The sequence below is a fragment of the Arthrobacter sp. ZGTC212 genome (genome assembly GCF_002929255.1).
Lineage (GTDB): Bacteria > Actinomycetota > Actinomycetes > Actinomycetales > Micrococcaceae > Arthrobacter_B > Arthrobacter_B sunyaminii.
Genome location: NZ_PJIJ01000002.1, coordinates 418891 through 441684 on the forward strand (window position 1 = coordinate 418891; position 22794 = coordinate 441684).

22 protein-coding genes are annotated in these 22794 nt (G+C 65.6%); 13 read left to right on the plus strand and 9 right to left on the minus strand.

The features are described from left to right. Positions 1–451: 451 nt before the first annotated feature. Genes CXQ89_RS18580 through CXQ89_RS08670 form a run of 3 tightly spaced genes read right to left on the minus strand, consistent with a single transcriptional unit; the run spans position 452 to position 1179 of the window. Positions 452–697 carry a tyrosine-type recombinase/integrase gene (locus tag CXQ89_RS18580; RefSeq protein ID WP_104160972.1) on the minus strand — a complete coding sequence of 82 codons (246 nt, stop codon included), beginning with the start codon at positions 695–697 and terminating at the stop codon, positions 452–454. Beyond that, complete coding sequence (locus tag CXQ89_RS08665) at positions 631–975, minus strand: tyrosine-type recombinase/integrase (protein ID WP_181032269.1); 345 nt, start codon at positions 973–975, stop codon at positions 631–633. Before CXQ89_RS08665 ends, CXQ89_RS18580 begins: the two co-directional genes overlap by 67 nt. Before the next feature lie 6 nt (positions 976–981). Continuing rightward, positions 982–1179: a hypothetical protein gene (locus CXQ89_RS08670; RefSeq protein ID WP_104160974.1), complete on the minus strand. Its 198-nt coding sequence runs from the start codon at positions 1177–1179 to the stop codon at positions 982–984. 127 nt (positions 1180–1306) lie between these two features. Here CXQ89_RS08670 and CXQ89_RS08675 point away from each other — a divergent pair, with 127 nt between their 5' ends. Genes CXQ89_RS08675 through CXQ89_RS08700 form a run of 6 tightly spaced genes read left to right on the plus strand, consistent with a single transcriptional unit; the run spans position 1307 to position 7758 of the window. Next, positions 1307–2782: a fumarylacetoacetate hydrolase family protein gene (locus tag CXQ89_RS08675; protein WP_104160975.1), complete on the plus strand. Its 1476-nt coding sequence runs from the start codon at positions 1307–1309 to the stop codon at positions 2780–2782. Beyond that, entirely contained in the window at positions 2779–3456 is a 678-nt protein-coding gene (locus CXQ89_RS08680) for a GntR family transcriptional regulator (RefSeq protein WP_104160976.1), read from the plus strand. Before CXQ89_RS08675 ends, CXQ89_RS08680 begins: the two co-directional genes overlap by 4 nt. A gap of 43 nt (positions 3457–3499) precedes the next feature. Then, positions 3500–5017 carry a 5-carboxymethyl-2-hydroxymuconate semialdehyde dehydrogenase gene (hpaE, locus tag CXQ89_RS08685; RefSeq protein ID WP_104160977.1) on the plus strand — a complete coding sequence of 506 codons (1518 nt, stop codon included), beginning with the start codon at positions 3500–3502 and terminating at the stop codon, positions 5015–5017. A 42-nt stretch (positions 5018–5059) separates the two neighbouring features. Continuing rightward, complete coding sequence (gene hpaD / locus CXQ89_RS08690) at positions 5060–6145, plus strand: 3,4-dihydroxyphenylacetate 2,3-dioxygenase (protein ID WP_104160978.1); 1086 nt, start codon at positions 5060–5062, stop codon at positions 6143–6145. Between the two features lie 42 nt (positions 6146–6187). Then, positions 6188–6973: a 2-oxo-hept-4-ene-1,7-dioate hydratase gene (gene hpaH / locus CXQ89_RS08695; protein WP_104160979.1), complete on the plus strand. Its 786-nt coding sequence runs from the start codon at positions 6188–6190 to the stop codon at positions 6971–6973. After that, positions 6958–7758, plus strand: coding sequence for an HpcH/HpaI aldolase/citrate lyase family protein (locus CXQ89_RS08700; protein ID WP_181032270.1), 801 nt, complete (start codon positions 6958–6960; stop codon positions 7756–7758). Before hpaH ends, CXQ89_RS08700 begins: the two co-directional genes overlap by 16 nt. Here the strand turns inward: CXQ89_RS08700 and CXQ89_RS08705 are convergent. Continuing rightward, positions 7752–8453 (minus strand): M23 family metallopeptidase, encoded by a 702-nt coding sequence (locus tag CXQ89_RS08705; RefSeq protein ID WP_104160980.1) that lies wholly within the window; start codon positions 8451–8453, stop codon positions 7752–7754. The genes CXQ89_RS08700 and CXQ89_RS08705 overlap by 7 nt on opposite strands. A 137-nt stretch (positions 8454–8590) precedes the next feature. On the opposite strand from CXQ89_RS08705, the gene CXQ89_RS08710 reads away from it, so the two are divergent. The 3 genes from CXQ89_RS08710 to CXQ89_RS08720 all read left to right on the plus strand — a co-directional run bounded on the left by CXQ89_RS08710 (position 8591) and on the right by CXQ89_RS08720 (position 11165). Next, positions 8591–9151 carry a GNAT family N-acetyltransferase gene (locus tag CXQ89_RS08710; RefSeq protein ID WP_181032271.1) on the plus strand — a complete coding sequence of 187 codons (561 nt, stop codon included), beginning with the start codon at positions 8591–8593 and terminating at the stop codon, positions 9149–9151. Positions 9152–9204: 53 nt separating this feature from the next. Continuing rightward, on the plus strand, positions 9205–10347 hold the full coding sequence (locus CXQ89_RS08715) for a serine hydrolase (protein ID WP_104160982.1): 1143 nt from the start codon (positions 9205–9207) through the stop codon (positions 10345–10347). Positions 10348–10463: 116 nt separating this feature from the next. Continuing rightward, positions 10464–11165: a maleylpyruvate isomerase family mycothiol-dependent enzyme gene (locus CXQ89_RS08720; RefSeq protein WP_104160983.1), complete on the plus strand. Its 702-nt coding sequence runs from the start codon at positions 10464–10466 to the stop codon at positions 11163–11165. On the opposite strand, the gene CXQ89_RS08725 is transcribed toward CXQ89_RS08720, so the two are convergent. Next, positions 11060–12361: a glycosyltransferase 87 family protein gene (locus tag CXQ89_RS08725; RefSeq protein ID WP_104160984.1), complete on the minus strand. Its 1302-nt coding sequence runs from the start codon at positions 12359–12361 to the stop codon at positions 11060–11062. The two genes, CXQ89_RS08720 and CXQ89_RS08725, sit on opposite strands and share 106 nt — an antisense overlap. Positions 12362–12480: 119 nt before the next feature. Between CXQ89_RS08725 and CXQ89_RS08730 the strand changes: the two genes are divergently transcribed. Then, entirely contained in the window at positions 12481–13320 is an 840-nt protein-coding gene (locus tag CXQ89_RS08730; RefSeq protein ID WP_104160985.1) for a formate/nitrite transporter family protein, read from the plus strand. 52 nt (positions 13321–13372) lie between these two features. Here CXQ89_RS08730 and CXQ89_RS08735 read toward each other — a convergent pair whose 3' ends face one another. After that, positions 13373–14986 (minus strand): Na+/H+ antiporter, encoded by a 1614-nt coding sequence (locus CXQ89_RS08735; RefSeq protein ID WP_104160986.1) that lies wholly within the window; start codon positions 14984–14986, stop codon positions 13373–13375. 129 nt (positions 14987–15115) lie between these two features. Here CXQ89_RS08735 and CXQ89_RS08740 point away from each other — a divergent pair, with 129 nt between their 5' ends. Together CXQ89_RS08740 and CXQ89_RS18835 are read left to right on the plus strand one after the other, a co-directional pair. Next, positions 15116–16201, plus strand: a complete 1086-nt coding sequence (locus tag CXQ89_RS08740; protein ID WP_104160987.1) for an alanine racemase — start codon at positions 15116–15118, stop codon at positions 16199–16201. Positions 16202–16317: 116 nt separating this feature from the next. Continuing rightward, positions 16318–18765, plus strand: coding sequence for an alpha/beta fold hydrolase (locus CXQ89_RS18835; RefSeq protein ID WP_181032272.1), 2448 nt, complete (start codon positions 16318–16320; stop codon positions 18763–18765). A gap of 6 nt (positions 18766–18771) precedes the next feature. Here CXQ89_RS18835 and CXQ89_RS08750 read toward each other — a convergent pair whose 3' ends face one another. From CXQ89_RS08750 to CXQ89_RS08760, 3 genes are all read right to left on the minus strand, one after another. Then, complete coding sequence (locus CXQ89_RS08750) at positions 18772–19038, minus strand: hypothetical protein (RefSeq protein ID WP_104160988.1); 267 nt, start codon at positions 19036–19038, stop codon at positions 18772–18774. A 39-nt stretch (positions 19039–19077) separates the two neighbouring features. Further along, positions 19078–19920: a putative protein N(5)-glutamine methyltransferase gene (locus CXQ89_RS08755; protein ID WP_219815583.1), complete on the minus strand. Its 843-nt coding sequence runs from the start codon at positions 19918–19920 to the stop codon at positions 19078–19080. Positions 19921–19982: 62 nt separating this feature from the next. Further along, complete coding sequence (locus CXQ89_RS08760) at positions 19983–20780, minus strand: DUF4334 domain-containing protein (protein WP_219815584.1); 798 nt, start codon at positions 20778–20780, stop codon at positions 19983–19985. Between the two features lie 587 nt (positions 20781–21367). On the opposite strand from CXQ89_RS08760, the gene CXQ89_RS08765 reads away from it, so the two are divergent. After that, positions 21368–22792, plus strand: a complete 1425-nt coding sequence (locus tag CXQ89_RS08765; RefSeq protein WP_258059990.1) for an HNH endonuclease signature motif containing protein — start codon at positions 21368–21370, stop codon at positions 22790–22792. Positions 22793–22794: the final 2 nt, after the last annotated feature.

Sequence of the window (22794 nt, forward strand, 5' to 3'; positions counted from 1 at the left end):
ATCGCGGTGGGCGCAAGGGCTGATGTGAACGCCACTACCGGAAGTGGCTTCGAAGCCAACGGAAGTGCACGGCCGATGGACGTAAGAGTCTTCCAGGGGGTCATGGTTATTGTCGTCCATGTTCCTGAGACAGGGACCATCCTGTATTCGGCAACCGCATGGAGTGAGGATGGGGAGACTGGCTTCCAAATGGGGGGTGAAGTTCGAAGGTGGCCAGCAGACTGCCAACTTCGTGTACAACCTCACTGACTACAGCCAAAAGAACATCACTCACGCTGCTGTAGCAGCGGATGCCCAGGTCAGTGTTCGTTATCCGTTGACCGAACTCCAGGGGTTGGGGGAAACATTCAGGTGGTCAGCGGGCGGTGACCGTGGATGGAACGGACCGTTGTCCAGATGGTGAAGAGAAACAGCCTTTCCCAGACGCTTAGAAGAACTAATGGCCCGGCCGTCAGGCCAGCGCCTTTGCCACGTCGTACCCGGCAGACTTGGCCAGGTTGTTCCGGGCACGGTCATAGCGCCGGGTGGTGCGCGGATCCGAATGTCCCATCCTGTCCTGCAGATCGTGCAGGGCGGTGCCGCTGTCCAAGGCAATCGTGGCGAACGTGTGCCGCAGGCTGTGGGGCTGATCTACCCTTCGATGCCCGCTGCGCGGGCCAGTCGGTGAATAGTGCGGAACACCTCGGACCGATTCCAGGGCTTACCCGTGGTGGTCGTGAAGATCGGCAGGCCTTCGCCTGCCGCCGTGACCAGGTCAGCTCCAGTCGTGCCGAGATAGGCGTTCAGAGCGTCAGTTGCCGGTGCCGGCACGGCAATGTGTCCGCCCTTGCGCCGGACCGTTAGGGTCCGGTGCCCGCAGTCGTGGCCGTAGTCGGCTGTGGTGGCGTTCAGAGCCTCACTGACCCGCATGCCGGTGAACATGAGCAGGCTGACCAGGGCATGTGAGCGAGGGCTGTCCTTCCGAGCTGCCGCCAACAGGGACTACGCCTGCTCCTTTGTGAGTTCCTGCGTGGCGCTGCGGTCGGCGTTCACCTTGGGCCGGGAGATAGTCTCGACCGGGTTCCGCTGCACCAGCTCCTCTGCGAGCGCATACCGGTAAAAGCTGGACAGCGCTGCCAGCTGGCGTGCCACTGTGGCCCGGGCACCCGCCAAGGTGTGCCGGTATCCGTCGATCTGCACCCCTGCACCTGTAGCAGGTCCAACCCGTAGGCATCCAGCCAGGAACAGAAGTCGGAAAGAGCTTGACGTGACCCACCGCACATGCCATCCTCATCATATACGATTTCGTACTTGATCCAGGAGAGACATGTCCCCGAGCAACGTCGCCACCACTGACACGCTGAAGCAGGCCGGCAAGGTCATCGCCGTCCACATCAACTACCCCTCGCGGGCAGCAGAACGCGGACGCACCCCGGAACAGCCCTCCTACTTCCTGAAGCCCGGCTCCTCACTCGCCCTCACTGGCGGCACCGTGGAGCGCCCGGCAGGCTGCGAGCTGCTCGGCTTCGAAGGCGAAATCGCCCTGATCATCGGCAAGACCGCCCGCCGCGTGAGTATCGACGAGGCCTGGAGCTACGTCGGGGGAGTGACCGCCAGCAACGACCTCGGCGTCTACGACCTGCGCTGGGCAGACAAAGGCTCCAACCTCCGCTCCAAGGGCGGCGACGGCTTCACCCCCGTAGGCCCCGCCATCCTCGACGCCGCCGACGTTGACCCCGCAGCACTGCGCATCCGCACCTGGGTCAACGGCGAGCTCGCCCAGGACGACACCACCGCAGACCTGCTCTTCCCGTTCAGCCAGCTGGTCGCCGACCTCTCCCAGCTCCTCACCCTGGAACCGGGCGACATCATCCTCACCGGAACCCCCGCCGGCGCCTCCGTAGCTGTCCCCGGCGACGTCCTGGAAATCGAAGTGGACGTCCCCGCGACGGGCGCCACCACCGGACGCCTCACCACCACCGTCACCGAAGGCACGACGGCGCTGGCCACCTTCGGCGCGCAGCCCAAGATCGACGACAAGCAGCGCGAAGAAGCCTGGGGCTCCGCCGAGAAGGCAGGCCTGGCGCCCGAGGAAGAGCAGAAAACCCTTACCCCTGAGCTGAAGGCGAAGCTGGAATCCGTCGCCACCGCCACCTTGTCCTCCCAGATGCGCGCCCGCGGCCTGAACAATGTCTCCATCGACGGCCTCACCGGCACCAAGACCGGCCGCAAGGTCGTTGGCACCGCCCGCACCCTGCGCTACGTCCCCAACCGCGAGGACCTCTTCAAGACCCACGGCGGCGGCTACAACGCACAGAAGCGCGCCATCGACTCCGTCCGCGACGGCGAAATCCTGGTCATGGAAGCCCGCGGTGAAAAGGGCACCGGCACCCTGGGTGACATCCTCGCGCTGCGCGCCCAGTACAACGGCGCCGCAGCCATCATCACCGACGGCGGCGTCCGCGACTACTCCACCGTGGCTAGCTTCGACCTGCCCGTGTACTGCGCCAACCCGCACCCCGCCGTCCTCGGCCGTCGTCACATCCCCTGGGATACGGACATCACCATTGCCTGCGGCGGCGCCACCATCCAGCCCGGCGACATTATCGTGGCCGACGACGACGGCATCCTGGTCATCCCGCCGGCCATCGCCGAAGAGCTGGTGGAAGCCTGCATCGTCCAGGAACACCAGGAAGAGTTCATCGCTGAAATGGTCAAGGCCGGCAACAGCGTGGACGGCCTCTACCCGATGAACGCTGCCTGGAAGGAAAAGTACGAAGCCTGGGCGGCGGAACAGGCATGAGCAGCACCGGCACAGGCACCCGCTCCAAATCGGAGCAGGCCTACGAACAGCTGAAGACCCGCATCCTAGGCGGTGAAATGAGCCCCGGCTACCGCCTGGTGCTCAGCAGCATTGCAAACGACATGGGCTTCAGCGTGGTGCCGGTCAGGGAAGCCATCCGCCGGCTCGAAGCCGAAGGCCTGGTGCACTTCGAACGCAACGTCGGCGCCACCGTGGCCGGCATCGATCCGGACCTGTATCTGCACACCATGCAGACCCTCAGCGTCATCGAGGGTGCCGCCACCGCGCTGGCTGCCCCGAGCATCAGCACCGAGGATCTGGCGCAGGCCCGGGACCTGAACAACCAGATGCACGAGGTCCTGGCAAACTTCGACCCGATCCGGTTCACCCAGCTGAACACCGAGTTCCACGCCCTGTTGTACGGGCCCTGCCCCAACCCGCACATTCTGGACCTCGTGCACCGTGGCTGGGCCCGGCTGGGCCGGATGCGCACTTCCACCTTCCGGTACGTGCCGGGCCGGGCGCACGCCTCGGTGGATGAACACGAGAACCTGTTGAACCTGATCGAATCCGGCGCCCCAGCGTCCGACGTCGAGCACGCCGCACGCGCGCACCGCACCAATACGCTCAACGCCTTCCTGGCCCAGAACGGCCAGCCTCCGTCACCCATCTGATGTAGATCCACCAAGAACTTTCAACGCAGAAAAAGGAAATCCCATGGCTGAACATTTTGTCCCCGAGAACCTTCCCACCCACATCCAGCACTTCATCAACGGCAAGTTTGTGGACTCCGTCAACGGCGCCACCTTCGACGTGCTGGATCCGGTCACCAACCAGACCTACGCCACCGCCGCCGCAGGCCAGAAGGAAGACATCGACGCCGCCGTCGCTGCCGCCCGCGAAGCCTTCGTCAACGGTCCGTGGCCGAAAATGAAGCCGCGCGAACGCGCCCGCATCCTCAACAAGATCGCCGACGCCGTGGAAGCCCAGGAAGAACGCCTGGCCGAAATGGAAACCTTCGACACCGGCCTGCCCATCACCCAGGCCAAGGGCCAGGCCCTGCGCGCGGCGGAGAACTTCCGCTTCTTCGCTGACCTGATCGTCGCCCAGTTCGACGACGCCATGAAGGTCCCCGGCGCGCAGATCAACTACGTGAACCGCAAGCCCATCGGCGTGGCCGGTCTGATCACCCCGTGGAACACCCCGTTCATGCTCGAGTCCTGGAAGCTCGCCCCGGCCCTGGCCACCGGAAACACCGTGGTGCTCAAGCCGGCCGAGTTCACCCCGCTGTCCGCCTCGCTCTGGGCCGACATCTTCACCGAAGCCGGCGTTCCCGCCGGTGTCTTCAACCTGGTCAACGGCCTGGGCGAGGAAGCCGGCGACGCGCTGGTCAAGCACCCGGACGTACCGCTGATCTCCTTCACCGGCGAGACCACCACCGGCAAGACGATCTTCCGCAACGCCGCGGAGAACCTCAAGGGCATGTCCATGGAACTCGGCGGCAAGAGCCCCTGCGTGATCTTCGCTGACGCAGACCTGGACGCCGCCCTCGATTCCGCCCTGTTCGGCGTCTTCTCGCTCAACGGCGAACGCTGCACCGCCGGCTCCCGCATCCTGGTGGAACGCCCCGTGTACGACCAGTTCTGCGAACGCTTCGCCGCCCGCGCCAAGACCATCGTCGTCGGCGACCCGCATGACCCGAAGACCCAGGTGGGCGCCCTGGTGCACCCCGAGCACTTCAAGAAGGTTGCCTCCTACGTGGAGATCGGCAAGACCGAAGGCCGCCTGCTCGCCGGCGGCGGACGCCCCGAAGGCCTGGAAGAGGGCAACTACATTGCCCCCACCGTCTTCGCCGACGTAAAGCCCGACGCGCGGATCTTCCAGGAGGAGATTTTCGGCCCCGTCGTCGCCATCACCCCGTTCGACACCGAAGACGAGGCGCTGGAGCTGGCCAACAACACCAAGTACGGCCTGGCCGCCTACGTCTGGACGCAGGACCTCACCCGCGCGCACAACTTCGCGCAGAACACCGAGGCCGGCATGGTGTGGCTGAACAGCCACAACGTCCGCGACCTGCGCACCCCGTTCGGCGGCGTGAAGTCCTCCGGCCTGGGTCACGAGGGCGGCTACCGCTCCATCGATTTCTACACCGACCAGCAGGCCGTGCACATCACCCTCGGCAAGGTCCACACGCCCAAGTTCGGGAACGACGACGCCGCTACGGTCGCCGGCTAAGCTTCCCCGACACTTTTACCCCGTTTGCAAAGGAGCAACCTCATGAGCGTTTCAGCCATCAACCCCAACCCGATCCCGACGCCGAGCATCCAGCCGCCGGACATTGTCCGCTGCGCCTACATGGAGCTCATCGTCACCGACCTGGCCAAGTCCCGTGAGTTCTACGTGGACGTCCTGGGCCTGCACGTCACCGAAGAGGATGAGAACGCCATCTACCTGCGCTCCCTCGAGGAGTTCATCCACCACAACCTGGTGCTGCGCAAGGGACCCGTCGCCGCCGTCGCATCTTTCGCCTACCGGGTGCGCACCCCCGAAGACGTGGACGTGGCCGAGGCCTACTACAAGGAAATGGGCTGCCGCACCGAACGCCGGGCCGAGGGCTTCACCAAGGGCGTGGGCGACTCGGTCCGCGTGGAGGATCCGCTGGGCTTCCCGTACGAGTTCTTCTACACCGTGGACCACGTGGAGCGACTGACCCAGCGCTACGACCTCTACTCCGCCGGCGAACTGGTGCGCCTGGACCACTTCAACCAGGTCACCCCCGACGTTCCCCGCGGCCGCGCCTACCTGGAGGACCTGGGCTTCCGCGTCTCCGAGGACATCAAGGATTCCGACGGCGTCACCTACGCCGCCTGGATGCACCGCAAGGACACCGTCCATGACACCGCCCTGACCGGTGGCGACGGCCCGCGCATGCACCACGTTGCCTTTGCCACCCACGAAAAGCACAACATCATCCAGATCTGCGACAAGATGGGCGCCCTGCGCATCTCCGACCGGATTGAGCGCGGCCCCGGCCGCCACGGCGTCTCCAACGCGTTCTACCTCTACATCCTGGATCCGGACGACCACCGCATCGAGATCTACACGCAGGACTACTACACCGGCGATCCGGACAACCCCACCATCACCTGGGACGTGCACGACAACCAGCGCCGCGACTGGTGGGGCAACCCCGTGGTTCCGTCCTGGTACACCGAGGCCTCCCTGGTCCTGGACCTGGACGGCAACCCGCAGCCGCTGGTGGCCCGCACCGATTCCTCGGAAATGGAAGTGACCGTGGGCGCTGACGGCTTCTCCTACACCCGCGGTGACGAGACCGATTACAAGGTCGGCTCCCAGCTCTAAGCAGGCTCACTCCGAACAGCCATCCAAACAGAAAGCAGTGCGGTGCTAGATAAATCAACTCTCCAGGCGGTCGCCGATGAGCTGGTCGAAGCCAAGCGGACCCGGACCCCGGTTCCGCTGCTGACCGCCCGTTATCCAGAGATGACCATCGCGGATTCCTACGCGGTGCAGAACCTCTGGGCGGACCGGCTGATGGCCTCCGGCCGCCGGCTCGCCGGGCACAAGATCGGCCTGACCTCCAAGGCCATGCAGGCCGCCACCGGCATCACCGAACCGGACTACGGCGTCATCCTCGATGACATGGTGCTGGAAAACGGCTGCACCGTGCAGTGGGATGAATACACCCACCCCCGGATCGAGGTGGAGCTGGCCTTTGTGCTGGGCAAACCGCTGGCCGGCCCGCACTGCACCATCTTCGACGTTCTGGATGCCACCGACTACGTGGTTCCCGCCCTGGAAATCCTGGATTCCCGGATCGAGATGGAAGGCCGGACCATTGTGGACACCATCGCGGACAACGCCGCGATGGGCGCCATGGTGGTGGGCGGGAACCCGGTGAAGGCGGCCGACGTCGACCTGCGCTGGGTTTCCGCCCTGCTCTACCGCAACCAGGGCATCGAGGAAACCGGAGTGGCTGCCGGCGTGCTGAACCACCCCGCTGCCGGCGTGTACTGGCTGGCAAACAAACTGGCTGCGCACCAGACCTCGCTGGAAGCCGGGGAAATCATCCTCGCCGGCTCCTTCACCCGGCCCATGTGGGTCTACAAGGGCGACACCGTGTTCGCCGACTACGGACCGTTGGGAACCATCACATGCCGCTTCGAGTAGAGGAAACCTTCGCCGCACGGCTCGCCGCCCGCGGCCGCCAGACCGGCATGTGGGTCAGCTCCGGCAGCCCCCTGATTGCCGAGATCTGTGCCGGTTCCGGCCTGGACTGGCTGCTGATCGACGCCGAGCACAGTCCCAACGGGCTCGAATCCCTGCTCGCCCAGCTGCAGGCCGTGCACGGTTATCCGGTGGCCCCGGTGGTGCGCCCGCCGTCGGGTGATCCCGTGCTGCTGAAGCAGTACCTGGACCTGGGCGCGCAGAATCTGCTGATCCCCATGGTGGACACCCCGGAACAAGCCGCCGACCTGGTCCGGGCCATCCGCTACCCGCCGCACGGCATCCGCGGCGTGGGCAGCGCCCTGGCCCGGGCGTCCCGCTGGAACAGGATCGACGGTTACCTGCAGAACGCTGAGGACACCCTCACGCTGCTGGTGCAGATCGAGACGGCTGCCGCCGTGGAGAATGTTGCTGCGATTGCCGACGTCGACGGCGTGGACGGGCTCTTCATCGGACCCTCTGACCTGGCTGCCTCCATGGGCCTGCTGGGCCAGCAGGATCACCCCGACGTGGTGGCCGCCGTCGAGCACTGCATCCGTGAGATCAAGGCCGCCGGCAAACCTGTGGGCGTGAACGCTTTCGCCGAGGCCACCGCCCGCCGCTATATCGCGGCAGGCGTCGACTTCATCCTGGTGGGCGCCGACGTCGCCCTTCTGGCCCGGGGGAGCGAGGCCCTGGCCGCCACCTACATTTCATCCGCGGACGACGACGCCCGCGCCAGTTACTGAAAAGGACGTGGTGCGGGTGCCCGGACCGTTGAGGCTTCCTGCGGTAGCGCGTTTCGGCGGGGGATGAAGCCGGTGCTGCCGGCCGGTCTTTCATCGAAGGCACGGAAAACCAGGGGCAGCCCGCGGGCGGTCCACGGGTCCGCCCGGTCCATGGCCTGCACATGCACGTGCGGTTGCGTGGAATTACCGGAGTTGCCGCAGTCTCCGATGTGCTGGCCCTCCCGGACCTGCTCGCCGAAACTCACCCGGAGCGAACCGGACCTCAGGTGCATCACGCCAACCACTGCGCCGCCGTCGGGCGTTTGGATCAGGACATGGTTGCCGGCAATGGCCCCGGCTCCCTGGCGCAGCCGGGCCTGCTGCCCCAGCAGATACGGCAGCAGGGCGAGCTGGGACCGGCGGGCTTCATGGTCGCGTTCGCCGTCGTGGACTGCCACCACCTGGCCGCTGACGGGGGCCAGGATCGGGCGGCCGAATGAAAAGAAGAGGTCCGGGGGTTCGGTGCCCAGGACCGTGTGCCAGCTGACCGAGGGAGCTGTCCGGCCGTCGTCGTCCACGCCCACAAAATCGATGGCGTACGTTGTCGCGAGCAGATGCGTGCCGTGACTGGGCACCCGGCGCAGCGGGCTGTTCTCCACTTTCCAGGTGCCGGTGAACGGAAGCGCGACCTCCAGCGGATCAGGGGATGCCTTCATAGCGGTGCCTCTCTCCCTTCTAGACGCATATGATCCCCGAGTGCCGCACCCAGGCCAAGCAGCAAGATCAGTCGGTGGATGTCAGGCCCCGGCCGCCGCGCAATGGATGCGGGCACAGCTGCGCCTATGCTGGGCGGATGCGCCAAGACACGTCTCGATGGACCCCGGTCACCACCGAGCGGCTGTTGCTGCGCCGCATCATGGACACGGACCACAGTGCAGCCGTCCGCATCCACACGGATCCCAGGACCACCAGATACAACCGGAAGCCGCCCACTATTGAGAAGGCCGAAGAGCTTCTGGAGTTCTTCCTCGGCCACTGGAACCGGGAAGGTTTTGGCTACTGGGCAGTGGCGGAACGGGAGCAGCCGGAGACCGTCATCGGGTTCACCGGGCTGCACCGGGCCGTGGTTGCCGGCAGGGAGGTGCTGAACCTGTACTACCGCTACGATCCGTCCGTCTGGCGCCGCGGCTATGCCACTGAAGGAGCCCGGGAAGCGGTGCGCCGGGGCAGGGAATTGCTGCCTGAACTGCCTGTGCTGGCCAGCATGTCGGACCGGAACCTTGCCTCTGTGAAAACAGCCCGGGCCGCGGGGCTGCAGCGCCGGAGCTCGCTGGACCGGCAGATTGGGCGCGACGTGGACATCTATTTCACCCTCGGTTGGCTGGACGGGCCCGATAGGAAGCGGCCCCGGTAAGAACCAGTCGGGCAGCGTTGACTCGCCGTCTCCCGGTGCCGGACAGTGGACGCATGCCAAGAAGAGCTGCACCGTTGTGGGACGCGCTCGCCGAAACGGTCCGTTCGGGCTGGTGCCCGGGGCTGGTGGCAGGGGTCCGGATCAACGGCGAGACTGAGGTCTTCGCCGCCGGTTCCCTCGATACCTCCGCATCCGCCCCGATGAGAGAAGACACGCCGTTCCGGATTTCGTCGCTCAGCAAGCTGATGGGAGGGGCGCTGGCCCTGTCCCTGGTGGCGGACGGAATGCTGGAACTGGACGACGACGTCGCGCGGTGGCTTCCGGCGCTGGCGGCCCCGCGCGTCCTGGCCACCCCCGATGCACCGCTGTCCCTGACCGTGCCCGCCCGCAGTCCGATCACTGTCCGCCATCTGCTCACGTTCACTGCCGGGCTTGGCATCGACTTCGGACGCACTCCTTACGCGGCGGCCACACGCGAGCTTTTATGGGGACCGAATCCGCCGGCGGTGGCACCCGAAGAGTATCTGGCGCAGGTCGCGGACCTGCCCCTGGCGCATCAGCCGGGAGACCGCTGGATGTACCACGCCGCGGCGGATGTTCTCTCGGTCCTGCTGCCGGCCGTTGCGCTCACGCCGTTGGGGCAACTCCTGGAGGAACGGATCGCCGTGCCGTTTGGGCTGTCCGGTACCGGATTCCCCACCGGGAACGAGCAGTTTCCCGCCGTGTATGAGGCAGTTGACGGCGGCCTGCGGGAAGCGGTGTCCTACCGGGACGTCTTTGCGGCTCCTCCGGTGTTCCGCTCGCTCGCCGGAGGTCTGGTCTCCACGGTTCCGGACTATCTGGCTTTCCTGGCCGGGTTGGCCGATGACACTGTGCTTTCGCCTCACCTCCGGGCGCAGATGACGGCTGACCAGCTGACCTCGCGGCAGCGTGCCGGCATGATCGAGATGTCCGGCCCGGACGAATCCTGGGGCTTCATGACGGCGGTGCAGGTCGGCGCGGGCGCTCCGTGGTCCGAACCGGGCATGTGGGGCTGGTCCGGCGGCTCCGGGGTCAGCGCCGCCGTCTGTCCCAACGGGGATATTGGCGTCATTTTCACCCAGCGCTTCATGGCCGGACCGAACGATACGTTCGATTTCTTCTGGGAACCCTTCAGCCGGGTTCGCAACAAGCGTCCTCCGGGGATTAGTTGGTGACCGCGGGGGCACTTTTGGCGGTGAACCTTTTGCCGGTGCGGGACCTTTGCTAGAACTGCCGTGGTGAGGGCAGCCGTCCGGACGCAGCATTCAAGCCAGGATTGTGAAGTGAAGCCATGAGTACAGGGAAGAGCACCGGAGGGGAATTGTGGGCCCTTATCCACGCGGAGCGCGCCAAACTGGCTGAGGATCTAGAGAACCTGTCCGAGGAACAGTGGCAGCACGGCACACTGTGCACCGGCTGGACGGTTGAGCAGGTCCTGGCACACCTCACCGCAGCAGCAGGCACCAACCAGCGGCAGTGGATGCGGAGCATGATCGGCGCCCGCTTCCGTCCCGACGTCCATAACCAGCGGCGGCTTGCCGAACATCTGGGCTCCACTCCGGCGCAAACACTGCAGGGGTTCCGGGCCGTCATCAACAGCACCACCGCGCCCTCCGCCCACACCGCAGCGTACCTGGGTGAAGTGCTGGTGCACGCCCAGGACATCCGCCATCCGCTGGGATTGACGCGGACCCCGGGTCCGGAGGCGCTGGATCCGGTGGCTGGGTTTTTTGCCTCCCGCGACTTCGCCGTTCCCAGCAAAACCTACGCCGAGGGTCTTCAGCTCCGGGCCACGGACAGCGCCTTCAACGCAGGCTACGGATTCCTTGTCACGGGGCCGGTCCTTGCCCTGGTCATGAGCTTGGCCGGCCGCGCCGCGTATCTGGATCAGCTCACCGGACCAGGGGCATCCACGCTGCGTGCCCGGGTGGAACGGAACCTGGCAACGGTTTCAGCACCGCCCGCGTCCGGGACGGGGTCCGTTGCCCAGTAAACCAGGGCCAGGATCGGAAGGATCACGCCCAGGCTGGTGAACAGCTCCAGCGCGGCAGGTCCCTGCCCGCTGACCTCGCCGGTCAGGGTCATCGTGACCGTGATGGAAGAGAGCATAAACACCGGCACCATGGCCACCGCCAGGGCGGTCCCCATGGCGCGCACGCCGGCCCGCCGCCGTCGTGCTGACACCCATAGTGCCGGCAGGATCAGGGCAATCCAGACCCAGTGGTGGAACCAGGAGATGGGGGAGATGGCCAGCATCACCACGGCATTGGCGCTGATCGCCGCGACTTTGTCCCCGCGCACGTCAGCGCGGCGGATGGCCAGGAAACCCAGCACGACGACGGCGGCACAGGCCAGGAGCCACAGCGGGCGCTGCAGGAACTCGGGGGTGCCCAGATGCACAATCAGCGAGTTCAGCGACACGTTGTACATGTCGGTGGTGTCGCCCACGCGCGCGGGGTCGGACAACGCATCAAACCAGAACGTGCGCGACTGCGCCGGTGCTGCAATCCAGCCCACGGCCACAGTGGCAGCAAAAGTGGCTCCCATGGTGAAGATGGAGCGCCAGTCGCGGCGCACCAGGAAAATGAGCCCGAAGGCCAGCGGAGTCAGCTTGATGCCGGCCGCCAGCCCGATCAGGACACCGCGCGGCACGCGGCCGGCGGGACGGAGAAGGTCAGCCACGATCAGCAGCATGAGCATTGGATTGATCTGGCCGAAGCCCAGGCCTTCACGCCACGGCCCGAGTAGACCGATCAACACGATGGCCAGGACAATGACTCCTGCCGGGCCGCCAAGCACGGCCTGGAGCCGTGCGGGGACGGCGTCATTGAGCTGCAGATAGCGGGACACCAGAACCGCAGTCACCAGCAGGCAGAGGCAGGAAGTTCCGGTCAGCAGCACCAGTCCGGCAGCTTCGGGCAGGAAGGCAAAGGGGGCCAGCAGGAGCGCGGCGAACGGCGGATATGTGAACGGCAGCCCGCGGGTGTCGGTCTCCACCAGGCTCGGATCATACAGCTGGTGCTCGCTCTTTCCCAGGAACGCCAGCGCACCCTCGCGGTACACGGTGAAATCCAGCCCATGGATCTGCGCGCCGAAAACTACGAGCGCGAGAGCGGCGGGTACGCCCAGGATCAACCAGAGAAGCGCGGTGCGGTGCCGCGTGCCGTGAGCAGTCGTCGATAAAGCCATGCCTGCCAGTCTAGTTTGGCCGGTGATCTCCCAACGTCCCCCGTAGATTCCTCAGCAGGCTTACTGTTGTATCCGGTGTCCCGTTGGGCAGCAGGATGCAACGCAGCGAAAGGAACGGCATGAGCGAGGAACGCCGCAGGGAAATCGGGGAGTCGGAAGCCCCCGTTGAGGACGAACTGCAGGAGTCCTTTGAAAACACCATCACCGAAGGGGCGGAACGGTTGCACCGCACATTCCGCGCGGTCCTGGTGACCGGAGTGTTCGGTGGACTCGAGGTGGGGTTGGGCGTCATGGCCTATCTGGCCGTGATGCATCAAACCGGAGACCATCTGCTGGCTGGAATAGCCTTCAGCGTTGGTCTAATTGCGTTGTTCCTGGCCCACAGTGAGCTCTTTACCGAGAATTTCCTGATGCCGGTGGCGGCCGTGGTGGCCAAAGAGGCCAGCCTGCGGCAGCTCGCCAAGCTCTGGGGAGTCACACTGCTGGGCAATCTGGCCGGCGGCTGGATCATCATGTGGATTGTCATGCAGGCCTTTCCACAGTGGGAAAGCCTCATCGAGGAATCGGCACGGCACTTCACCGACGCCCCGTTTTCCCTGCAGACCGTTGCCCTGGCCGTCCTGGGCGGAAGCACGATTACCCTGATGAGCCGCATGCAGCAGGGCACCTCGTCGGATCCGGCCAAGATCGTAGCCACCGTGATCGGCGGGTTCCTTCTTGCCGGACTCCAAATGTTCCATTCCATTCTCGATTCCCTGCTGATCTTCGGGGCCATTCAGTCCGGTGCCGGCATCACCTACCTCGAATGGCTCAGCTGGTTTAGCTACACGCTGCTCTTCAACATGCTGGGCGGACTGGTTCTGGTCACGGCCCTGCGCCTGGTCCGGACGAAAGAGCTGCTGAAGGAACGCCGTGATGCGGCCCCCGCGGACCCAGACGCTTCCCGCGGCGGTGCCTAGGTGTCCCGCCTGCTGCTGCGTTTGACGGGCAGCTGCTGCCCGCCCCTCGCAGTTATTCTTCGTCAGCTGCATCGTGCGGAGCTGCGAGTCGAACTTCCTCCAGGTCCAGCCGTGCCTGGAGCTGAAGCAGCACCGTGTCATCAATCCGACGCTCGTCCCGCAGGCGGATCAGCGTGTTTCTTTTTCGGGCAATCAGTGCCAGGCCCAGTTCGCGGTACTGGCCAGCGCGGGTCAGGGCACGGGCGGCGCCGTCGTCGTCTGCGTCCGTTTCATTCGCCAGCGCTCTGAGGACACCCAGGCGTTGGTTGTATTCCGTCACCAGCTCATCAACCACCTGCTGGTCGGTGCCGAGCTCGGCGGCCAGCCGGGGCATGGCCTCAAGCGCGTCGTTGATGGCCGTTGCCTGGGCGAAGCGCAGTTCCTCGGTACGGGCCTCGGTATCCTGCGGCAGCCGTGCCCAGCGCGCCACTGCCGGCAGCAGCGGAGCCTGCAGGACGAGGGTCACCACAATCACTCCGGCTGCGACAAAGATGATGAGATCCCGGTCCGGAAACGGTGTGCCGGCTGCCGTGGAACGCGGAGTCGCCAAGGCAGCCGCGAGCGAGACGGCACCGCGGAAGCCCGCCAATCCGCTGACGACACGTGCCCTGTTGCTGATTCTGCGGGCCCGTTGGCTTTCTCTGCGGTCCAGTAGCCGGATCAGATACGTGGTGCCGAACAGATAGGCCAAACGGACGGCAACGATCACCACCGTCACCACGCCGACCAGGACCAGGCCGCGGAACAGCTCACCACGGGTCAGCTCGGATATTGCCCTGGGAAGCTCCAGTCCAACCAGGACAAACAATGCGCCGTTCAGCAGGAAGGTGGCCAAAGACCAAAACGCCGTCATTTGACGGCGGGTGTCGGCCTGCACAACCCTCGGCCCCAGCCTGCCCATCGCAAGCCCGGCCACCACGACGGCGAGAACACCGGAGGCTTCCACCGATTCGGCGAGCACAAAAGCCGTGAAGGGCGACAGGATGGTGACCACGTTGCTCAGCAGCGGATCCTGAATCCAGCGGCGGACATGCACCCCCGCCCAGGCGGTGAGAGCCCCGGCGGCAATCCCGCCCGCATAAGCGAGCAGGAAGCGCCCGGAAACATCCGCCGCATCCAGTGTCTCGGTGCCGGCAGTGGCCGCCACGGCCACGCCGTAAACTACCAGCGCGGTTCCGTCATTGATCAGGCTCTCCGCGCGCAGGACAGTAACGTACCGGTTCGGCAGCACGCGCGCCAGAGCGCCGACGGCGGTGGCATCCGTGGGCGCAATGGCGGCGCCCAGCACCCAGGCCGGTCCCCAGGGCAGCCCCAGGGCATGGGCTGCCGCGGCCACGGCCCAGGCTGTCACTATCACCAGGAGGGTGCCCATCAGCACGATGCCGCGCAGATTGCTCCGGACCTCCCGCAGCGACGTGCTGATGCTCTCCCAATAAAGCAGGACCGGCAGGAACAAAAACAGCACGGCCTCGGGCGGCAGCTCCACCTCAGCCAGGGCCGGAATCAGGCCCAGCAGGATGCCGCAGGCCAGCAGCAGTACCGGTGCCGGCAGCCCCCACCTGCGCGCAGCAAGACTGCAGAGCAGCACCGCCGTGCACAGGATCACCACCAGCTCAGAGCCAAGCACCTTAGGTCCTCAACGGATTCGAAGCGCAAGCGATGCAGTTCTCCATTTCTCCACGGTAGAAGCGTCACAAAGCCAATGGCAGGGGCGGCAAGGGGAAGTGGGCGTTTCATATGGTGTTGAATTGCTCAGATGAGTGCAGTGAACCCGGACCTGGATGCCCCGTATCTCCGCTTGGATACCGCCGTCATGGAAGCGAACATCCGTGCCATGGCAGCGTCCGCTCAAACCCGGGGGCTCGGCCTCTGGCCGCACGCCAAGACGCACAAATCCGCGAGGATTGGCCGCCTGCAGGCGGCTGCGGGCGCAGAGGGCCTGACCGTGGCAACAGTGGGGGAAGCGGAAGTGTTTGCCGCTGCCGGTGCTCCGGGCATCTTCATTGCCTATCCGCTCTGGATGACGGCGGCACGGGCGAAACGCCTGCGCACGGTGGCCAGCCAAACGCTGCTGCGCATCGGCGTCGACTCTGCGGCAGCGGCTGATCAGCTGGCGCGCTTCGACATTCCCGCTGAGGTGATGATCGAAGTGGACTCCGGCCACCACCGCAGCGGCTGCCAGCCCGGGAACGCGGGTGAGCTTGCCGCACATGCCGGGCGTGTGGGGCTGAAGGTGGCGGGCGTTTTAACCTTCCCCGGCCACAGCTACGCTCCCGGCAACGGTCGTGCAGCGGCCGACGACGAAGGCCGGGCGGTCACCGAGGCGGTGGCCGGCCTCGAAAGTGCAGGTGTTACGGCACCGGTGGTGAGCGGCGGTTCCAGCCCGTCCGCCGCTTACTCCCGGAACATGCTGACCGACATCCGGCCCGGCGTATATGTGTTCAATGATGCCCAGCAGCTGGAACTGGGTACCTGCTCCATGGAGGACATTGCCCTGACCGTTGTGGCCACCGTGGTGTCAAAGCCTGTCGGGCGGGTGGTCCTGGACTCCGGAACCAAAACGCTGGGTGCTGATCGTCCGGTCTGGGCCACCGGGCACGGGCGCCTGCTGGAGCATCCCGACGCACGGATCACCGCCGCTTCGGAGCATCACGCCACGGTGGAAATGCCCGGGCCGCTGCCGGACCTGGGCAGCAGGGTACTGGTGGTGCCCAACCACGCCTGCAACGCCGTGAACCTGCACGACGAGTATGTGCTGGCTGGTGGAGCCGGTGGGTTCGATGAAGCCCGCGGGTTCGCAGGGTCATCAAGCTGGGCCGTGGATGCTCGGGGCATGAACTGATCTTCGGCTGAACCCGATAACGTCACCCGGGTCCGCTAGTGTCGGATGCAAAGGCACAACGGCGTGCCGGCAGCGGGCAGCGGAGCCGCAAAACAGGGGCAGAAAACGGGGGACTCATGGAAACCGAAGCTGAACATCTGGACGTGCTGATCATCGGCGCTGGACTAAGCGGGATCGGTGCTGCCTGCCGGTTGCGGCAGGACCATCCGGGCCGGTCCATCGCACTGCTGGAATCGCGCGGCCGGGCGGGCGGGACCTGGGACCTTTTCCGCTACCCCGGCATCCGCTCCGATTCAGACCTGTACACCTTCGGCTATGACTTTCGGCCGTGGCTCGAGGAGAAGGCCATCGCGGACGGCCCGAGCATCCTTTCTTATTTGTTGGAGACAGCCGCCGAACACGGAGTGGACGCCCTGATGCGCTACCACCACAGGGTGATCTGCGCAGATTGGTCCAGCAGGGACGCACGCTGGAACATCACCGTGGAGCGGACCAGGACTCCGGAACCCGGTCCGGATTCAGCACCGGACTCAACGCCTGCCGAACCGGTGGGAACCGGAGAAACACTGCACCTGACCGCGGGTTGGATCTTCAACGCTGCCGGATACTACCGCTACGAAGAGGGGTACACCCCCGAGATCCCCGGGCGCGAGCAGTTCTCCGGGCGGATTGTGCATCCGCAGCACTGGCCGGAAGATCTTGATGTGTCCGGCAAACGGATTGCAGTAATCGGCAGCGGCGCCACCGCGGTGACCCTCGTGCCGGCGCTCGCAGAACTTGGTGCCCGGGTGACGATGATCCAGCGCACTCCCACTTACATTCTGCCCATTCCCGCGGAGGACCCGATCGCGCGGCGGCTGCGCGGCGTCGTCGGCCCCGAGCGCACCGGAAAGATCATGGCCGAAGTCAGTGCCCGCCGCCAGCGGGCCATCTGGTCCTTCTGCCAGCGCTGGCCCAACCTGGCCCGGAAACTCATCCGCGGCATTCAAGCCAAGGTGCTGCCGGAGGATTTCGACCTGGACACGCACCTAAATCCGCCCTACCGGCCGTGGGACCAACGGCTGTGCGCGGTTCCGGACGGCGATTTCTTTAGGGCACTGGGCAGCGGCAACGCCACCATGGTCACCGGGCAGACGTCCGCGTTTACCGAACACGGCGTGCGCCTGGCATCGGGGGAAGAGGTGGAGGCCGACGTCGTCGTGACCGCCACCGGGTTGGCCCTGCGGATCCTGGGCGGGATGGAACTGCGCCTGGACGGCGTGCCGGTGAACCTTGCGGAGACCGTGGCGTACCGCGGCGTCATGCTCAGCGGCATCCCGAACATGGCGTTTGCCATCGGATACACCAACGCGTCATGGACCCTAAAGGTCGGGCTGCTGACCCGGTGGATCTCCCGGCTGCTGACCCGCATGGACCGCCTCGGCCACACTGCCGCAGTACCGGTGGCCCCCGCCGGCATGCCCACGCGGCCGCTGCTGGACTTTGGCGCCGGGTATATTCAGCGCAGCATGGCTGACTTGCCGCGGCAGGGAACGAAGGCGCCCTGGCTCATGACCATGAACTTCCTGGCCGACCGCCGGGACCTGCAAAAGGCCGCACTGGTTGATGAGCACCTGCAGTTCACTGGTCCGCAGGGGTCCCTGCCCGGTCCGCAGGACGAAGATCGCTTCGTGAATCTGGAGTCGGGGGTGCGGCTGTGCTATCGCGTTGACGGGCCCGACGACGGTGAGCCGGTGGTTCTCGTGGCCGGCCTCGGGCTGGATCTGATGTCCTGGCCCGCTGCGTTTGTGGACGGACTGGCAGCCGCCGGGTACCGGGTGATCCGCCTGGATAACCGTGACGCGGGGCGTTCGAGTCGAATGAATACCCCCGTGCCCAGCCTGCTGCACCAAGCCCTGGCCCGGCCCGTGCCCGGCGCCTACCGGATCGAGGATATGGCGGATGACGTCATCGGCCTGCTGGATCACCTGCAGGTGGACCGGGCACACGTGGCGGGGATGTCCATGGGCGGCATGATTGCCCAGTCCGTCGCGGCCCATTATCCGGACCGGGTCCTGACCCTCACCTCGATTATCTCCACCACCGGAGCCCGGAAAATCGGCGCCGCGGCGCTGTCAACCAAACGCCGGTTCGCTGCCCGGCCGCCGCGGACCCGGGATGAGTTCATTAAGGACCGGGTGGGCATGATGCGCCATCTTTCCGGGCCGGTGAATCCTGCGGACCCGGCCGAAGAGGCCAGGATCGGCGGACTGGCCTGGGACCGGGGCATTTATCCGGACAACGGAACTGCACGTTCCCGGCACCTCGGTGCCATCAACGCCTCTGCGGACCGGACGGCCGACCTCGCCGGAATCAAGGCGCCAACACTGGTAATCCACGGCGACCGGGACCCCATTGTGCATCCGAGCGGGGGAGCGGCAACCGCTGCGGCCATTGCCGGCTCACGCCTGGTGACGGTGCCCGGCATGGGCCACTACTTCCACCCCGCCGTGGTGCCCGAGCTGCTGCGGCTCATGATCGGGCATCTTCCGGCGGGACGGACGGCAGAGGAGTCCGCGTACTGAGTTGTCCTACTGGCCCATACCGGGGGAAACCGGAACGAAGTTGATCTTGTTGTTGTCCAGGACCCGCTTGTTGGCGATGCGGGTGAAACCCTTGGCGTCCAAGTGGTTCTTGGCGCGGAAATCTGCCAGGGCGTCGTCGTACGCCTTATTGATCTGTGCGCCGGTGACAAGTTCGGTGGTTCCGTCGGTAAACGTGATACTGACGGGAGCCGATTTGGGGAAGTGGCGGTCCATGCGGATGAAGCCGTCGTTGTCCTGCTGAAGAGAGATCAAGTGTTTCCGCCTTTAGAGATGATGAGGTTCCAGTCTTCCCTATATCTGGGCCTGTGCCGTACCAACCCCTGTATCTGCCGGTCCGCGGCCGACGGCGATCGTTGCCTCGGGGCCCTCACTGGTGATGATTTCAGGCCGCAGGTCCTGCGCCGCCATGAGTTGGGCCACGGTGGCGGACTGCTCCCTGCTGCACTCCACCACCAGTGATCCGCCCGGGCGCAGCCATGCCGGTGCTGCGCTGATGATGCGCCGGAGAACAGTCACGCCGTCGGCGCCCCCGTCGAGGGTAATTGCAGGTTCATGGTCGCGCGCTTCCGGAGGCAGGGTGTCCAGTTTCGAAGTGGGGACATAGGGGGCATTCGCAACGACGACGTCGACCCGCCCGAGCAGGGTTTGCGGCAGCGCACTGAACAGATCACCGGCCAGGACGGTTGCCCGGTTGCCAAGGTTGCTGCGTGCACATTCGATCGCTGCGGGGTGGATGTCGACGGCATAGGCCTCCAGGGAATGGCCGGTGCGTGAGGCGATGGCCAGGCTGACGGCTCCGGAGCCGCAGCAAAGCTCGACGAGCACCGGGTTGGTCAGGGCGCTGATCAGGGCTACGGCGTGAGCGGCCAGCAGTTCCGTCCGCCGGCGGGGGATGAAGACGCCGGCGGAGACCGTTATCCGCAGGCCGTAAAACTCGGCCCAGCCGAGAACCTGTTCAAGCGGAAAACCGGCGCACCGCCGCAGGACCATCTGCTCCAGATTTTTGGAGCCTGCAGTTTCGGCGCTGCGCTTTACGGCTTCGGCGAGAAGGAGACTGGCCTCCTCCTCGGCGAAAACACAACCGGACGCTCGGAGCCGTGCGGCCAGCAGTTCTTCGGGAAGGTTCCGGTGCACAGGGATACTGTCACAGCTGCGGCAGCGTGGGGCAAGGGACAGAGGCGGGCGCGAAGCTGCCGCTAGCTGATCCTCACAAGCGTAAACATGAAGGGAGGATGGGGTCCAGGCATGTCCATTGCCCCGAGCAGCGTGTTCGCGTCCACTCTGCGAAAGGCATCGTTGATTGGCAGGGAATCGTAGATCATGGTGGCTGAGACCACGCCGCGGTACTCCATCATGCGGAGTCTGGCCTTCGGCTGTGTCGTTCGGAGCAGGCGCAGCAACGGGCGGATGACGCGGCCGGCGGCCGGACGGCGCAGGACGGGGCCGAGCTTCAGGGCTGTCCGCAGCGGAACAAACCACGGATTCACCTCGAAGAGGTGACCGTCCCTGCCGCTGAAGACCAGCGGGTGTGCGGACTCGGGGCCCTCGAATCTCTTTCCCTGCCACCCGAAGCTGCCCAGAACGCCGTCGAGCGGATGACCGGTTGGCACTTCTGCTCCCTGCCATGAGCCGGTGAGTTCGTTGATGCCCACCGGCGGGAGGGAATCGAAAAACGCCAGGGCTTCGCTGGAGGTGGTTCCGGCGCTGAGGCCGTTCAAACCGGCCAGAGCTTGGGTGACGCCGTTGTTGGGACTGCTGCCGGTGGGGTTGCCGAGGCGGGCACCGGACAGCGGTGCATAGGCTTCCCACTGTCCACCGGCACTTCCGAGCTTTTCGGCATCGGAATTTGCGTCCTCATATCTGGAGGTGAAGGCTCGCGCGGCCGCAGGATTTGTTGCAGGCGCACTGCTGCGAATTGTGCGGCTCTTTCCCTTGCCGTTCTCGAACTTCACAACAAAGTCACTCCCCAGCTCTGCTGCAATTTGAGCGGCCAACGTTCTTCCCCGCTCCCCGTGGGCTCGGTCCTTACGCTGGGGTGCTGTCTTGTCACCGTCGGCTGTCGCATCCGTAAGCGAGGCGTAGTAGCGGGTTTCCCAAGCGGCCAGGTCCGCTTTGAGCTGTTCACTAAGCTGTGAGTCCCCGAAGTCGACGGGACCGCCAGGGAGCCAAACAGGAGATTCGGCCCATCCGGGAAACAGCCGGACGGGGATGGGAACGCGACGGTGGTCCACTGGGCCTTCTTCCATGCGACGGGTTTTCGACGTTAGGTGAAATGTACGTGAAAGGTACCTCAGGGCAAACGTTATGAAACCCGCGGCACTCAGTCCGGGCGCCAGAAAACCAGTACTTTTTCGAAGAAACTTGAGTAGGGCCGCCATCCAATTGTGCCGGGCCCAGAAGCTAAAATAGAACATATGTACTACTCGTGAAGACTGAACGGCACGGAGGCTCCAGATTGAAGACCGCAGTCATCCCAGGTCAGCCTCCCCTTGAAGGGAGGACTTCTGTCGGCAGCGCTCGCCTCTGCGGTCACGGCGGAGAGCAGGCTGTTGCCCCGGCTGTTGAGTCGGCGTCGGTGGAGGTGTTGGAGGCTGCTGAGCGGGTGCGGTTGATTGATGAGATTCGGTTGCTGGAGGAGTTGAAGTCCGCGGCTGCAGCGGCGCAGGCTCGGGCTGCGGCGGCGTTTGATGCCTCGACCCGCCGGGCGCAGGCCCGGGCGGGGCTGACGGCGGAGGAGTTGGGCCGGGGTGTGGGCGCGCAGATCGGGTTGGCCCGCCGGGAGTCCCCGCACCGGGGGAACCGGTTGCTGGGTTTGGCGAAGATCCTGACCACGGAAATGCCGCATACCCTGCACGCTTTGAGTGTGGGGGTGCTCAGTGAGTGGCGGGCGACATTGTTGGTGCGGGAGACGGCGTGCCTGTCCCGGCAGGACCGGGGCCGGGTGGACGAGGTGGTGGCCGGGAACCTGGCGGGGTTGGAGGCCCTGGGTGATCGGGCACTGATAGCCCGGGTGAGGTCGGTGGCGTACGGGTTGGATCCGCAGTCGGTGGTGAACCGAGCGGCGAAGGCGGTTGAGGGCCGGTATGTGTCGTGTCGTCCGGCGCCGGACACGATGACGTATTTGACGGGGTTGTTGCCGGTGGCCCAGGGGGTGGGGGTGTTCGCGGCGTTGTCGCGGGAAGCTGACCGGTTGCGTGCTGCCGGGGATTGCCGGGGCCGGGGTCAGATTATGGCCGATACGTTGGTGGAGCGGGTCACGGGGCAGGCGCGGGCGGAGGATGTGCGGGTGGAAGTGCAGTTGATCATGACGGACCGGGCGTTGCTGGCCGGGGTGCTGCCCGCGGGTGTCATGGATGCCGTTGTCATGGATTCCGGTGATCCGGACGCCGGTGCCCCGGACGCCGGTGCCCCGGATGCCGGTGTTCCTGATGGTTCGGAGCCGGCGGTGTTGGCAGGGTACGGGGTGGTGCCGGCGCAGTGGGCGCGGGATCTGATCCGCGGCAGCCAGCCGGATATTGGTTCGGGTTCCGATGCTGAAGGATTATCCGCCGCGGTTGACCTTCATGGCGTTGAAGGAACATTGTCGGGGTGGGGCAGGGCGCGGGTGCGGCCGGATCCGCGGACCGAGGTGTGGTTGCGGCGGTTGTATGCGGTTCCCGGGTCGGGGCGGTTGGTGGCGATGGATTCGAAGGCACGGTTGGTGCCGAAGGGGTTGGCACGGTTTATCGCTGCTAGGGACCGGGTGTGCCGGATGCCGTGGTGTGGTGCTCCGATCCGGCATTTTGACCATGTTGTGCCGGTTCGTGAGGGTGGCTTGACGTCGGCGGGGAATGTTCAGGGTTTGTGTGAGGCCTGCAACCAGGCCAAGGAAGCACCCGGCTGGACCGCCCGAACCACGCAGGACATCGCGGACCAGCCGCCGGACGACAGGCACACGGTTGTGACCACTACGACTACAGGGCATGTCTATCGGTCCATTGCTCCTTCTCCGCCGGCTCTGGAGTAAAG

Bases quoted from the DNA above. Each gene is read 5' to 3' on its own strand.
- CXQ89_RS08675 (WP_104160975.1), top strand. From the start codon at position 1,307: ATGTCCCCGAGCAACGTCGCCACCACTGACACGCTGAAGCAGGCCGGC.
- CXQ89_RS08680 (WP_104160976.1), top strand. From the start codon at position 2,779: ATGAGCAGCACCGGCACAGGCACCCGCTCCAAATCGGAGCAGGCCTAC.
- hpaE (WP_104160977.1), top strand. From the start codon at position 3,500: ATGGCTGAACATTTTGTCCCCGAGAACCTTCCCACCCACATCCAGCAC.
- hpaD (WP_104160978.1), top strand. From the start codon at position 5,060: ATGAGCGTTTCAGCCATCAACCCCAACCCGATCCCGACGCCGAGCATC.
- CXQ89_RS08700 (WP_181032270.1), top strand. From the start codon at position 6,958: ATGCCGCTTCGAGTAGAGGAAACCTTCGCCGCACGGCTCGCCGCCCGC.
- CXQ89_RS08705 (WP_104160980.1), bottom strand. From the start codon at position 8,453: ATGAAGGCATCCCCTGATCCGCTGGAGGTCGCGCTTCCGTTCACCGGC.
- CXQ89_RS08710 (WP_181032271.1), top strand. From the start codon at position 8,591: ATGCGCCAAGACACGTCTCGATGGACCCCGGTCACCACCGAGCGGCTG.
- CXQ89_RS08715 (WP_104160982.1), top strand. From the start codon at position 9,205: ATGCCAAGAAGAGCTGCACCGTTGTGGGACGCGCTCGCCGAAACGGTC.
- CXQ89_RS08720 (WP_104160983.1), top strand. From the start codon at position 10,464: ATGAGTACAGGGAAGAGCACCGGAGGGGAATTGTGGGCCCTTATCCAC.
- CXQ89_RS08725 (WP_104160984.1), bottom strand. From the start codon at position 12,361: ATGGCTTTATCGACGACTGCTCACGGCACGCGGCACCGCACCGCGCTT.
- CXQ89_RS08730 (WP_104160985.1), top strand. From the start codon at position 12,481: ATGAGCGAGGAACGCCGCAGGGAAATCGGGGAGTCGGAAGCCCCCGTT.
- CXQ89_RS08740 (WP_104160987.1), top strand. From the start codon at position 15,116: ATGAGTGCAGTGAACCCGGACCTGGATGCCCCGTATCTCCGCTTGGAT.
- CXQ89_RS18835 (WP_181032272.1), top strand. From the start codon at position 16,318: ATGGAAACCGAAGCTGAACATCTGGACGTGCTGATCATCGGCGCTGGA.